This window comes from Pseudomonas sp. RIT-To-2 (assembly GCF_029623465.1).
In the GTDB taxonomy this organism is placed as follows: Bacteria; Pseudomonadota; Gammaproteobacteria; order Pseudomonadales; family Pseudomonadaceae; genus Aquipseudomonas; species Aquipseudomonas silvicola.
Window position 1 is genome coordinate 26,170 of sequence record NZ_JAPYKM010000027.1, and the last position, 12,530, is coordinate 38,699.

The 12,530-nt window shown below is 63.6% G+C and carries 12 protein-coding genes; 9 read left to right on the forward strand and 3 right to left on the reverse strand.

Features of this window, described 5'->3' with window-relative positions; all coding sequences use genetic code 11:
• Positions 1-411: 411 nt before the first annotated feature.
• From QBK88_RS21440 to QBK88_RS21480, 9 genes are all read left to right on the forward strand, one after another.
• Positions 412-1,113 carry a histidine phosphatase family protein gene (locus tag QBK88_RS21440; protein ID WP_277963619.1) on the forward strand — a complete coding sequence of 234 codons (702 nt, stop codon included), beginning with the start codon at positions 412-414 and terminating at the stop codon, positions 1,111-1,113.
• A gap of 52 nt (positions 1,114-1,165) precedes the next feature.
• On the forward strand, positions 1,166-1,480 hold the full coding sequence (locus tag QBK88_RS21445) for an SCP2 sterol-binding domain-containing protein (RefSeq protein ID WP_268143615.1): 315 nt from the start codon (positions 1,166-1,168) through the stop codon (positions 1,478-1,480).
• Between the two features lie 219 nt (positions 1,481-1,699).
• Positions 1,700-2,542, forward strand: a complete 843-nt coding sequence (gene efeU, locus QBK88_RS21450; protein ID WP_277963620.1) for an iron uptake transporter permease EfeU — start codon at positions 1,700-1,702, stop codon at positions 2,540-2,542.
• Between the two features lie 14 nt (positions 2,543-2,556).
• Entirely contained in the window at positions 2,557-3,747 is a 1,191-nt protein-coding gene (gene efeO / locus QBK88_RS21455; protein ID WP_277963621.1) for an iron uptake system protein EfeO, read from the forward strand.
• 18 nt (positions 3,748-3,765) lie between these two features.
• Positions 3,766-5,073 carry an iron uptake transporter deferrochelatase/peroxidase subunit gene (efeB, locus tag QBK88_RS21460; RefSeq protein WP_277963622.1) on the forward strand — a complete coding sequence of 436 codons (1,308 nt, stop codon included), beginning with the start codon at positions 3,766-3,768 and terminating at the stop codon, positions 5,071-5,073.
• 27 nt (positions 5,074-5,100) lie between these two features.
• Positions 5,101-5,928 carry an iron uptake system protein EfeO gene (gene efeO / locus QBK88_RS21465; protein ID WP_277963623.1) on the forward strand — a complete coding sequence of 276 codons (828 nt, stop codon included), beginning with the start codon at positions 5,101-5,103 and terminating at the stop codon, positions 5,926-5,928.
• A 162-nt stretch (positions 5,929-6,090) separates the two neighbouring features.
• Positions 6,091-7,158, forward strand: coding sequence for a phosphotransferase family protein (locus tag QBK88_RS21470; protein ID WP_277963624.1), 1,068 nt, complete (start codon positions 6,091-6,093; stop codon positions 7,156-7,158).
• Between the two features lie 10 nt (positions 7,159-7,168).
• Positions 7,169-7,936, forward strand: coding sequence for an SDR family oxidoreductase (locus QBK88_RS21475; protein ID WP_158153696.1), 768 nt, complete (start codon positions 7,169-7,171; stop codon positions 7,934-7,936).
• A gap of 85 nt (positions 7,937-8,021) precedes the next feature.
• Positions 8,022-8,795 (forward strand): TSUP family transporter, encoded by a 774-nt coding sequence (locus tag QBK88_RS21480; RefSeq protein ID WP_277963625.1) that lies wholly within the window; start codon positions 8,022-8,024, stop codon positions 8,793-8,795.
• Positions 8,796-8,817: 22 nt separating this feature from the next.
• On the opposite strand, the gene nudC is transcribed toward QBK88_RS21480, so the two are convergent.
• From nudC to QBK88_RS21495, 3 genes are all read right to left on the reverse strand, one after another.
• Positions 8,818-9,648 (reverse strand): NAD(+) diphosphatase, encoded by an 831-nt coding sequence (gene nudC / locus QBK88_RS21485; protein WP_277963626.1) that lies wholly within the window; start codon positions 9,646-9,648, stop codon positions 8,818-8,820.
• Positions 9,649-9,668: 20 nt separating this feature from the next.
• A complete protein-coding gene (locus QBK88_RS21490) occupies positions 9,669-10,481 on the reverse strand; it encodes a crotonase/enoyl-CoA hydratase family protein (protein WP_277963627.1) in 813 nt (270 codons plus the stop codon).
• Positions 10,482-10,730: 249 nt separating this feature from the next.
• The gene (locus QBK88_RS21495; protein ID WP_277963628.1) at positions 10,731-12,524 is read right to left on the reverse strand and encodes a glycoside hydrolase family 15 protein; all 1,794 of its coding nucleotides are present in this window, start codon (positions 12,522-12,524) and stop codon (positions 10,731-10,733) included.
• Positions 12,525-12,530: the final 6 nt, after the last annotated feature.

The window sequence follows — 12,530 nt, forward strand, 5'->3', positions numbered from 1 at the left end:
GTGGGATTGCCTGGTCCGCCTTGTTTTTTCGGCTTGGAACCGTATCAAGGCTGCCAGGTGCATGGCTTGGGTTTCTCCAGCGCCCTTGAGGCCGTGCGCCGCCCGCGCGGCGCTTCGCGAGCTCCTACATCTGTTTCGGGCCAGTTATGTCTGTGCCATTGCCTGGTCCGCCTTGATTGTCCGCCTGGAGTTTGGGTCAGGGCCTCCATGTGCATGCCTTGGTTTTTCCGGCACCCTCGAAACCGTGCGCCGCCCGCGCGGCGCTTCGCGAGCAAGGGCTCGGCGCCCCCCTCGCTCCCACGGTCGCCACTGCCAAACCCCAATTCAAACAAGCGTATGTTTTTTCATTGACAGCCCCCCGCAAGCCCCATAACCTCCAAGGCACTTTCAACGTACCCGGACGACGCGGACGTGGGCAGCATCTTTCTGATTAGACATGGCCAGGCCAGTTTCGGTGCCGACGACTACGACGTGTTGTCGCCGCTGGGCATGCGCCAGGCTCAGGTACTGGGTGCGCACCTGGCAGACCTGGGGCTGACGCTGGACCGGTGCGTGGCCGGCAGCCTGCGCCGACAGCAGGCCACCGCCCACCTGGCGCTGGAAGCCATGGGCGCCAGCCATCTTGGCGTGGACACCGACGCGGCATTCAACGAGTTCGATGCCGAAGCGGTCATCCGCGCCATGCTGCCTGACCTGCTGCCCCACGAGCCCGAAGCGCTGCATACCCTGCGCAACGCAGCCCACAACCGCAGTGAGTTCCAGCGCCTGTTCTCGCTGTTGATCGGCCGCTGGCACGGTGGGCAGCACCCAAGCCCGGACACTGAAAGCTGGGCCGCCTTCGTCGCCCGCGTCGAGGCCGGGCTGCACCGCCTGCTGGACCAGGCCGGCAGCGGGGCCAACATCGCCGTGTTCACCTCTGGCGGCACCATCGCCGCCCTGCTGCACCTGATTACCGGAATCTCTGCCGCCCAGGCTTTCGAGCTGAACTGGCAGATCGTCAACACCTCGCTCAGCCAGCTGAAATTCCGTGGCCGCGAGGTAGCCCTGGCTTCCTTCAACAGTCACACTCACCTGCAACTGCTGAAGGCGCCGGAGCTCATCACCTATCGATGAGCCCGGCCCTGCCACACCCCTGTCGTTAGCCCTTCAAAGAAAGGATCGAACCATGAGCACCCTAGACACCGCCGTAGAAGCCATGAAGGCCAAATTCGACCCCTCCGCCGCCGCCGGTCTGGACCTGGTCTTTGGTTTTCGCATCGATGAAACCAAGCACTTCTCCCTGATCGTCAAGGACAAGACCTGCGAACTGCAGCAAGGCGAGAACCCGGACGCCCAGGTGACCCTGGTGATGGACGAAGAAACCCTGAAAGGTATCGTCAGCGGCGAAACCGACGGCATGCAGGCGTTCATGGGCGGCAAGCTGCGCGCTGAAGGCGACATGATGCTGGCCATGAAACTGAGCGAACTGTTTCCCGGCTGATACATTTGCTGTAACAAAAAAGACCCTGGGTGCCTGCTCGGGGTCTTTTTTTGTCTGCTGCTAGCCAGCACCCCTGTCAGCGCTAGCCGAAACTGACGGCCTATTGCCAGCCCTTCTCATAAAATTTGCGCGAAACCCTCGCAAAAAGGGGGCGACGCAGTTCAATAATGAGTCTCATTATGTTACAAGTTAGCATCCTTCTTAAGATTGTGGTGCGAAGTGCTGGTTCCATTCTTGATCATGCTGCGCGAAGGGATTGAAGCCGCGCTCATCGTTGGCATCATTGCCAGTTACCTGAAACAGACCGGCCGCGGCCAGTGGATGCCTGCCGTGTGGATCGGCGTGTTCCTGGCAGCCGCCATCGCCCTGCTGGTGGGGGGTGGCCTGGAGTTGATGAGTGCCGAGTTCCCGCAGAAACAGCAGGAACTGTTCGAAGGCCTGGTGGGCCTGGTGGCGGTGGTCATCCTCAGCTCCATGGTGTTCTGGATGCGCAAGGTAGCCCGCTCCATCAAGCACTCGCTGCACGAGTCCATGGACCGCGCCCTGGCCAACTCCAACCATCAGGTCATCGCCCTGGTGGCCATGGTGTTCTTCGCCGTGGCCCGCGAAGGCCTGGAGACCGTGTTCTTCCTGCTGGCGGTGTTCCAGCAGAGCGAAGGCGCCGGCGCGCCGCTGGGCGCCTTGCTGGGGCTGATCCTGGCCGTGGCCGTTGGTTTCGGCATCTACACCGGCAGCATGCGCCTGAATCTGTCGCTGTTCTTCCGCTGGACCGGCCTGTTCATCCTGGTGGTGGCGGCGGGCATCCTCGCCAACTCGGTGCAGGCACTGCATGAAGCCGGTGTCTGGAACTCCCTGCAGGACGTGGTCTTCGACGTCAGCTCGGTGCTGCCGATGGACGGCCCGGTGGGCTCGGTGCTGGCCGGCATGTTCGGTTACCAGGACGCCCCGACCATCAGCACCCTGGGCGCGTACCTGCTGTACCTGGTGTTTGCCCTGATCATGTTCTTCCTGCCCGCCAGCGCCCCCGTGGGGCGCAAGCCGGCTCCCGCTACTCACTCCTAAGGCTTCTTCCGTCAATGTCCAATCAAGCCCCAGGCCTGTCGCCACGCGTGCTGCGCGTGGCCGTGGCCGGTTCCGTGGTGGTGATGCTCGCCGCCGGTGCACTGTTCTACTACGCCTCTCAGGTGGCCTCGTCCAAGCGCCAGGCCAACCACGATGAAATCGTCGTCAACATCCACCCGCACAGCTGCGAGCCCAACGCCCTGACCATCCCGGCCGGGCATGCGAGCTTTCGCATCGTCAACAAATCCGAGCGCGCGGTGGAGTGGGAGATCCTCGACGGCGTGCTGGTGGTCGAAGAGCGCGAGAACATTACCCCGGGCATGAGCCAGGTGATCAACGCCAACCTGGCGCCAGGCGACTACGCCATCACCTGCGGCCTGCTAAGCAACCCGCGCGGCACCCTCAAGGTCACCCCTACCGCCGAGTCCGAAGCCAGCGCCAAGGCCCGCCCGGCCATGGTCGCCTTCATCGGCCCACTGTCCGAATACCGCGTGTACCTGAGCCTGCAAGGCAGCGCGCTGGTGCGTGGCGTCGACGCCCTGAACCAGGCCATTGCCGCGGGTGACCTGGCTGCCGCCCGCGCCGCCTATGTGCCGGCCCGCAGTGCCTACCAGAGCCTGGCGGCCGCGGCCCAGCGTTATTCGGAACTGGATAACGCCATCAACGCCCGTGCCGACTACTACGAGAAACGTGAGCAGGACCCAGGCTTCGGCGGCTTCCACCGCCTGGAATACGGCCTGTTCCAGCAGTCGAGCCTGGACGGCCTGGCCCCTGTGGCGCAGAAGCTGGCCACCGACGTCGCTGCCTTGAAAACCCAACTGCTGGCGCAGAACCTGCCGCCCGAGCAGTTGGTCAGCATCGTGGCGCGCAATATCCGCAGCCTGGCCGAGGTACGCACCAACGGCGAGGAAGAGCGTTATAGCCACGCCGACCTGAGCGGTTTCGCCGCCAACCTGGCGGGCGCGCGCAAAGTGGTCGACCTGCTGCGGCCATTGCTGGCCAAGTCGGCGGCCGACTTGCTGCCGAAAATCGACACGGCGCTGAACGACCTGGGTACCCAGCTCGACAGCCTGCGCGACGGCGACACCTACCGCGCGTACGACAAGGTCGGCCCGGATCAGCGCAAGCAGATCGCCGACAAGGCCAAGGCACTGGCCGATGCACTCGATGGAATCGATCCCGCCCTGGGCCTCTCGGCCCTGTAACACAGACGACAGACACACATGAGCGACTCGAAAAACAGCAACACCCCTGTCGACGCCCAGCGGCGCCGTGTATTGATGGGCATGGGCGCCGCCGGCGTCGCCCTGGCCGGCAGCGCCCTGAGCTGCCCGGCCATGGCGGCCGGCGAGGCCCAGGTGGCTGAAGCGCCGAAAAGCGACAAGACCCAGGACCGCCACGACTACCACGGCCTGCACCAGAGCGGCATCGTCACGCCGCGCCCGGCGGCCGGCATGATGGTGGCCTTCGACGTGCTGGCGGCCGACCACAAGGACCTGGAGCGCCTGTTCAAGCTGCTGGACCAGCGCATCAAGTTCCTGATGACCGGCGGCGAAGTGCAGGAGATCGATCCGAAGCTGCCACCTGTGGACTCGGGCATCCTGGGCCCGGTCGTCACCCCGGACAACCTGACCATCACCGTGTCGGTGGGCGCCTCGCTGTTCGACGAGCGTTTCGGCCTGGAACACGCCAAGCCCAAGCACCTGATCCAGATGGTCGGTTTTCCCAACGACGCCCTGGAGCCTGCCCTGTGCCACGGCGACCTGACCCTGCAGTTCTGCTCCAACACCCCGGACACCAACATTCACGCCCTGCGTGACATCGTCAAGAACATGCCGGACCTGCTGCTGGTGCGCTGGAAACAGGAAGGCACCGTGCCGGCCCAAGCGCCGAAGAAGCCCAGCGAGCCGGCCGAAAGCGCGCGCAACTTCCTTGGTTTCCGCGACGGCTCGGCCAACCCGGACTCCAACGACAACAAGGCCATGGACGCCATTGTCTGGGTGCAACCGGGCAGCGAAGAGCCGGCCTGGGCCGCCAACGGCAGCTACCAGGCCGTGCGCCTGATCCGCAATTTCGTCGAGCGCTGGGACCGTACCCCCCTGCAAGAGCAGGAAAGCATCTTCGGCCGCAAGAAAATCACCGGCGCACCATTCGATGGCACCACCGAGCATGACGTACCGGACTACCACAAAGACCCGGAAGGCAAGCTCACCCGGCTGGACTCGCACATTCGCCTGGCCAACCCGCGCACGCCCGAGTCCCAGGCCAACCTGATCCTGCGTCGCCCGTTCAACTACTCCAATGGCGTGAACAAGAACGGCCAGCTGGACATGGGCCTGCTGTTCATCTGTTACCAGGCCAACCTGGAAAAAGGTTTCATCACCGTGCAGACCCGCCTAAACGGCGAGCCGCTGGAGGAGTACCTCAAGCCCATGGGCGGCGGTTATTTCTTCACTCTGCCGGGGGTAAAAAACGACCAGGACTTCATCGGTCGTTCGTTGCTGCAAGCTTCCAAAACCAAAAACGCTTAAGTCTTTGACAACATCGGGGATCCTTTCATGAAGAAGTCGCCACTCGCTTTGCTGCTGTCCCTTGGTTTGCTGCACGCTCCGGTCTCGGCCTTCGCCGCCGACAATTCGGCCCTGGACCTGGTCCAGCCGATCTCCGACTACAAGATCTACGTGACTGATGAGCTGGACAAACTGGGCACCCAGACCCAGGCCTTCACCGATGCCATCAAGAAAGGCGACCTGGAAGCCGCCAAGAAGCTGTATGCCCCGACTCGCGTCCACTATGAATCCATCGAGCCAATCGCCGAGCTGTTCAGCGACCTGGACGCCTCGATCGACTCCCGCGTCGACGACCACGAGAAGGGCGTAACCGCCGAGGACTTCACCGGCTTCCACCGCCTGGAATACAGCCTGTACTCGGAAAAGACCACCAAAGGCCTGGAAGCCCTGGCTGACAAGCTGAACAACGACGTGAAGGACCTGCAGACCCGCGTGGCCGGCCTGACCTTCCCACCTGAGAAAGTGGTAGGCGGCGCGGCCGCGCTGATGGAAGAAGTGGCGGCCACCAAGGTCAGCGGTGAAGAAGACCGTTACAGCCACACCGACCTGTACGACTTCCAAGGCAACGTTGACGGCGCGAAGAAAATCTTCGAACTGTTCAAGCCACAAGTGCAGAAGAAAGACGCTGCCTTCGTGACCAAGGTGGAGAAAAACTTCGGCACCGTGGACAAGATCCTGGCCAAGTACAAGACCAAGGACGGCGGCTACGAGACCTATGACAAGGTCAAGGACGCTGACCGCAAGGCCCTCATCGGCCCGGTCAACACCCTGGCTGAAGACCTGTCCACCCTGCGTGGCAAGCTGGGTCTGAACTAAGGTTGCGCCTGTAGCCGCTGCCGAAGGCAGCGGCTACATCGGTCGAACTGATCGTCCTGCAACACCCCCGCCAATAACACCCTGCCGCCCTTGTCCCCTGCCCTGCCGCGCATTAGATTGTTCAATGATCTGACGCCTCCAGAATAAGCAAAAGGGATAACCATGGCGCTAACCGACCAGTCCACCGCCGTGCGCAACGGTGAAGAGCTCGATGCCGCACGCATCGACCCTTACCTCAAGGCGCAGATTCCCGGCCTTACCGGCACGCCCGTCATCAGCCAGTTCCCTGGCGGCGCTTCAAACCTGACCTACCTGGTCACCTACCCCGACCAGGAGTTCGTCCTGCGGCGCCCGCCCTTCGGGCACAAGGCCAAGTCTGCCCATGACATGGGCCGCGAGTACCGCATCCTCAACCAGCTCAACGCCGGCTTTCCCTATTGCCCCAAGGCTTACGCGCACTGCACCGACGAATCGGTGATCGGTGCCGAGTTCTACGTGATGGAGCGCGTCAAAGGCATCATCCTGCGCTCGGACATTCCCGCCGAGCTGGGCCTGGACCGGCAAAAGACCAGCGCCCTGTGCCATAACTTCATCGACAAGTTCGTGGACCTGCACAAGGTGGATTATGCCGCCTGTGGCCTGGCCGACCTGGGCAAGCCCGAGGGCTACGTGGCGCGGCAGATCAGTGGCTGGACCGACCGCTACGACAAGGCCCGCACCCCGGATGCCCCGGCGTGGGACAGCGTCAAGGCATGGCTGGCGGACAAGCAACCGGCCGACCACCCCAAGCCTGCCATCGTGCACAACGACTACCGCTTCGACAACGTCATCCTCGACGCCCGGGACCCGATGCAGATCATCGGCGTGCTGGACTGGGAACTGACCACCCTGGGTGACCCGCTGATGGACCTGGGCAACACCCTGGCCTACTGGATACAGGCCGATGACCCGGCGCCGGTGCAACTGATGCGCCGCCAGCCCAGCCACGCACCCGGCATGCTGACGCGCCGCGAATTCGTCGACTACTACGCCGAACGGGCCGGCATTCAGGTGGACAACTTCGACTTCTATTACACCTATGGCCTGTTCCGCCTGGCCGGCATCGTGCAGCAGATCTACTACCGCTTCTTCCATGGCCAGACCCAGGACAAGCGCTTCGCCCAGTTCATTCACATGAACACGCTGCTGGAACAGATGAGCCTGAACGTCATCAAGCACTCCACCCTGTAAGGAAACCGAGATGTCCAAGACGCAATTGTTCGACCTCGACGGCAAGATCGCCTTCGTTTCCGGCGCCAGCCGCGGTATCGGCGAAGCCATCGCCAAACTGCTGGCTCAACAGGGCGCCCATGTGATCGTCTCTAGCCGCAAGCTGGACGGTTGCCAGCAAGTGGCCGATGCCATCATCGCCGAGGGTGGCAAGGCCACCGCCATCGCCTGCCATATTGGCGAGATGGAGCAGATCCAGCAGGTGTTCGCCGCCATCCGCGAGCAGTTCGGGCGCTTGGACATCCTGGTCAACAACGCCGCCACCAACCCGCAATTCTGCAACGTGCTGGACACCGACCTCGGCGCATTCCAGAAGACCGTGGACGTGAATATTCGCGGTTACTTCTTCATGTCGGTGGAAGCCGGCAAGCTGATGCGCGAGCACGGCGGTGGCAGCATCATCAACGTAGCTTCCATCAACGGCATCTCACCAGGGATTTTCCAGGGCATCTACTCGGTGACCAAGGCTGCGGTGATCAACATGACCAAGGTATTCGCCAAGGAGTGCGCGCAGTTCGGCATCCGCTGCAACGCCCTGCTGCCAGGCCTGACCGACACCAAGTTCGCCTCGGCACTGGTCAAGAACGACGCCATCCTTAACACCGCTCTGGCGCAGATCCCCCTGAAACGTGTCGCCGCCCCCAGCGAAATGGCCGGTACCGTGCTGTACTTGGCCAGTGATGCGTCCAGCTACACCACAGGCGTGGCGTTGAACGTAGATGGTGGTTTCCTGTCCTGAGCCGGAAGCTCGCTGGCGTGCCAGCGAGCTTTTTACGCCCCAAGGGGCTAAAATGCGCGCCCCGCCAAAAACAATGATCTACCCCATGCCCTTCGAACTCAGTACCGACCCCACTACCCTGCTCATTCTCGCCATCGTCGCCTTCGTGGCCGGTTTCATCGATGCCATCGCTGGCGGCGGTGGACTGCTGACCACCCCGGCGCTGTTGACTGCCGGCCTGCCACCGCATCTGGTGCTGGGCACCAACAAGCTCAGTTCCACCTTCGGCTCGGCGACCGCCAGCTTCACGTTCATTCGCCGCAAACTGTTCCACCCCCGTGAATGGTGGCCGGCGCTGATCTTCACCCTGGTGGGCTCGCTGATCGGCGCCGTGGCCGCGCACTACATGCCCTCGGAGTGGCTGAACAAGATGCTGCCGGTGATCGTCTTCGCCTGTGGCATTTACCTGCTGTTCGGCGGCACGCCCAAGGGGCCGGTGGACAGCCATGCGGTGATCAAGCAGAAACGGCAGATTCCTCAGGGGCTGGCGCTAGGCTTCTACGATGGCGTGGCGGGGCCCGGTACCGGGGCCTTCTGGACCGTGACCTCGATGCTGATGTACCCCATCGACCTGGTGCGTGCCAGCGGCGTGGCTCGCAGCATGAACTTCATCAGCAACGCAGCGGCGCTGGTGGTGTTCATCGTCAATGGCAGCGTGGACTGGCTGATCGGCCTGAGCATGGGCATCTGCCTGATGGTGGGGGCCTTCTTCGGCGCCCGCAGCGCCATCAGCGGTGGGGCGAAGTTCATTCGCCCGGTGTTCATCACCGTGGTGCTGGGGCTCACCGTGCGCCTGGCCTGGCAACACTGGTTCGCCTGAAGCGGCCCCCGTGGGACCGATGTCAGCCCGGGAGGACCGGCGCAGGCAGGCCCAGCCGTTCGGCCACGTAGTGATCGATGAGGTAGCGGGCGATCGACCGCGACGCCGGCAACGGCGGCAGGTCGTGCACATTGAACCACTGCGCATCCTCGATCTCGTCCGCCTGGGGCACGATCTCGCCGCTGTCGTACTCGGCGTGGAAACCCAGCATCATCGAATGGGGGAACGGCCAGCACTGGCTGCCCATGTAGCGGATGTTGCGGACCGTGACCTGCACCTCCTCCATCACTTCGCGGCGCACGCAGTCTTCCGCCGACTCGCCCGGTTCGGCGAAGCCTGCCAGAGTGCTGTAGACACCGGTGACGAAGCGCGGTGAACGGGCCAGCAGAATCTCGTCGCCGCGGGTGATCAGCACGATCATGCTCGGCGAGATACGCGGGTAGCTGCGCAGGTCGCACGCCTGGCAGTACATGGCGCGCTCCCAGTGAATCTGGGTCATGGCCTGGCCACAACTGCCACAGAAACGATGTTCGCGTGCCCAGGTGCCGATCTGGGCGGCATAGGCGAGCATTTTGTAGGTATCGAAGTCGCCCTGCATCATGAACTGGCGCAGGCCTTGCCATTGCACCCCTTCCCATTCGGCCGCGCCGTGCAGCTCCAGCAAGTACACCGGCTCGCCGTCGAAATGGCCGATGCCGTGCTCGGCCAGTACTTCCAGGTTCTGCTTTTTCAGCCATTCACGGGGAAACAGCACGCCATTGGCGTCGAAGGCGAAGCCCTGGGCGCAACGGGCCACGGCCCAGCCCCCGGGCTGGCTGGTATCCAGTACTGCGGTGGTCCAGCGTTGAGACATCAGGGGCTCCTTGTGTGATATCAGTCGTCGAACTGCGGTGTCTGTTTGCTCATGCTCGCGGCCATGGCCACGCGCAAGTCAGTGCTTTGCAGCATCGCCGCGTTCCAGGTGGCGATGTATTCCAGGCCGTCGGCGATGCTGTGGTCGCGCATGTAGCTGATCATGGTCTTGGTGCCACTGACCGCGATCGGCGACTTGGCGGCGATCTCCCGGGCGATGCCGAACACGCCTTCCAGCAGGCTGGCGGTGTCAGGGTAAACGCGGTTGACCAGGCCGATGCTGCGCGCTTCCTCGGCGTCGACCTTGCGCCCGGTGTAGGCCAGTTCCCTCAGGATGCCATCGCCGATGATACGTGGCAAACGTTGCAGTGTACCGACGTCGGCGGCCATGCCCATGTCCACCTCCTTGATGGAGAAATGCGCATCGGCGGCGGCATAGCGCATGTCGCAGGCGGCTATCAGGTCGATGGCACCGCCGATGCAATAGCCTTGCACCGCGGCCAGTACAGGCTTGCGGCAGTGGTCGACGGCGTTGAACGAGGCCTGCATCTCGAGAATCTTGCGTCGCAGGGCGCGGGCGTTGCGACCGGTGTCCTTACCCAGTTCGCTGGCCACCGAGGCCAGCAGGCTGAGGTCGATGCCAGCCGAAAAATGCTTGCCGGCACCGCTGAGCACCACCACGCGCACGGCCTCGGTATCATCGGCCCACTGAAAGATCTCGACGATCTCGCGCCAGAACGCTGCGTTCATGGCGTTGACCTTGTCGGGACGGTTGATCTGCACGTGAGCGACGTGGTCATTGAGTTCGACATGGAAAGCCTGGTAGTCGGTCATGGCGCAAATCCTTTTTGTTGAAATGGGCGATGGCAGGACTATACCAAGGCGCGGCGCTGGGAAAACCACTTACCCGAACTTGGCCAATTTGCCCTGTTGCCTGGTGGGAACCAGGGAAACGGCGGCGCTGCCTTCCCGAGCTTCGCCCGGTCCCACAGGGAAAACGCCCACACCGCAGCCAACCCTATGGGGCCGGGCGCCAGCTCGGGAAGCGGGCGGCGCGTTCTACCAGGCGGGCTCCCAGGTCCATCAAGCGCTTTTGGCGCGGTCCTGGGCGGGGCACTGGGCGCGGTGCAGGTTGAGGGCGGTGTTGATGATGCCGATGTGACTGAAGGCCTGGGGGAAGTTGCCGAGCATGCGCCCGCCCCGCGGGTCGTATTGCTCGGCCAGCAGGCCGACGTCGTTGCACAGGGCGCTGAGGCGGCCGAACAGGGCCTGGGCATCATCCATGCGGCCCAGCATGGCGTACACATCGGCCAACCAGAACGAGCACACCAGGAAGGTGCCCTCACCCGGATCCAGGCCGTCGCATCCGGTCTCGGTGTCATAGCGCAGCAACAGGCCGTCGCGCATCAGGCGATGCTCGATGTTGGCCAGGGTGGCCAGGAAACGCGGGTCGTCTGCAGGCAGGAAGCCAGTGAGTGCAATCTGCAACAGGCTGGCGTCAGTCTGCAACGAGCCATAGGACTGCACGAAGCAGCCGCGCTGCGGGTCGACACCCTGGGCACAGACGTCGGCGTGGATCTGGTCTGCGACCGCTCGGTAGTGCTGCGCTCGCTCGGCGTCGCCGCCGTCACTGGCCTGCAGCTTGGCCGAGCGGTCAAACGCCACCCAGGCCATGACCTTGGAGTGCACGAAATGGCGCGGCTCGCCACGAATCTCCCACAGGCCTTCGTCGGGCCGCTGCCAGATGCTCTCCAGGTACGGCATGATTACCTGGAAGATCGCCCGGCTGCGCGGGTGGCGCGGCAAGCCGCCGCGAATGGCCTGGGTCATGGCGTCGGCCACTTCGCCGTACACGTCCAGCTGCAACTGGGTGGCCGCGGCGTTGCCGATGCGCACTGGCCGGGAGTTTTCGTAACCGCTCAGCCAAGGGAGGGTGTATTCGGGCAGGCGCCGCTCGCCTCCCAGGCCGTACATGATCTGCATCTGCTCAGGGTTGCCCGCCACCGAGCGCATCAGCCATTCGCGCCAGGCGCTGGCTTCTTCGAAATAACCCAGGTTCATGAAGGCCAGCAAGGTCATGGTGGCGTCGCGCAGCCAGCAGTAGCGGTAGTCCCAGTTGCGTTCGCCACCGAGGAACTCCGGCAACGACGTGGTGACCGCCGCGACGATACCGCCCGTGGGCTCATAGGTGAGCGCCTTGAGCACGATCAGCGAACGCTTGACCTGCGCGGTGTAGGGGCCGACATCGGGGCACCGATCGGAAAAAGCGCGCCAGAACGTTTCGGTCTCTGCCAGCGCTTCGTCACCGTCGAAAGCCTCCCGCACCGGCAGGTTGGAGTCCTGGTAGGTCAGCACGAACTCCCGGCGCTCCCCCGGGGCGACACTGAAACGGCTGCCCGTGGCATGGTCCACCGCTTCCAGGGGCGCGGCGCTGCGCAGCACCAGCATCTCCGGGCCGGCCACTGCCGTGAGCACCTGGGAATGAGCCTGCTCCACCCATGGCACGCTGCTGCCGTAGTCAAAGCGAATGATCAGCTCCATGTCGAACTCGACGCTGCCGCTGACCCCCTCCACGATACGCACCACACTGCTGTGCTCGCCCGGGGGCATGAAGTCGATCAGCAGGGCCTCGCCCGAGGCTGTGGTGAAGGTGGTTTCCAGAATCAGCGTACCGTCGCGGTAACACCGGCGAGTTTCGGCCGGCGCCACCGGGTGCAGTTGCCAGCGGCCGTTGTGCTCGTCGCCCAGCAAGGCGGAGAAACACGCGGGCGCATCGAAACGGGGAAAACACAACCAGTCCAGCGAGCCCTGTTTGTCGACCAGCGCGGCAGTTCTGCAATTGCCGAGCAAGGCATAGTCTTCAATCAATGCGGCCATGGTGGG

What these genes read in the sequence shown, in the direction of transcription:
- nudC (WP_277963626.1), bottom strand. Translation starts at nt 9,648, where the DNA reads ATGTCTCAACGCTGGACCACCGCAGTACTGGATACCAGCCAGCCCGGG.
- QBK88_RS21475 (WP_158153696.1), top strand. Translation starts at nt 7,169, where the DNA reads ATGTCCAAGACGCAATTGTTCGACCTCGACGGCAAGATCGCCTTCGTT.
- QBK88_RS21490 (WP_277963627.1), bottom strand. Translation starts at nt 10,481, where the DNA reads ATGACCGACTACCAGGCTTTCCATGTCGAACTCAATGACCACGTCGCT.
- efeB (WP_277963622.1), top strand. Translation starts at nt 3,766, where the DNA reads ATGAGCGACTCGAAAAACAGCAACACCCCTGTCGACGCCCAGCGGCGC.
- QBK88_RS21445 (WP_268143615.1), top strand. Translation starts at nt 1,166, where the DNA reads ATGAGCACCCTAGACACCGCCGTAGAAGCCATGAAGGCCAAATTCGAC.
- efeO (WP_277963623.1), top strand. Translation starts at nt 5,101, where the DNA reads ATGAAGAAGTCGCCACTCGCTTTGCTGCTGTCCCTTGGTTTGCTGCAC.
- QBK88_RS21480 (WP_277963625.1), top strand. Translation starts at nt 8,022, where the DNA reads ATGCCCTTCGAACTCAGTACCGACCCCACTACCCTGCTCATTCTCGCC.
- efeO (WP_277963621.1), top strand. Translation starts at nt 2,557, where the DNA reads ATGTCCAATCAAGCCCCAGGCCTGTCGCCACGCGTGCTGCGCGTGGCC.
- QBK88_RS21495 (WP_277963628.1), bottom strand. Translation starts at nt 12,524, where the DNA reads ATGGCCGCATTGATTGAAGACTATGCCTTGCTCGGCAATTGCAGAACT.
- QBK88_RS21470 (WP_277963624.1), top strand. Translation starts at nt 6,091, where the DNA reads ATGGCGCTAACCGACCAGTCCACCGCCGTGCGCAACGGTGAAGAGCTC.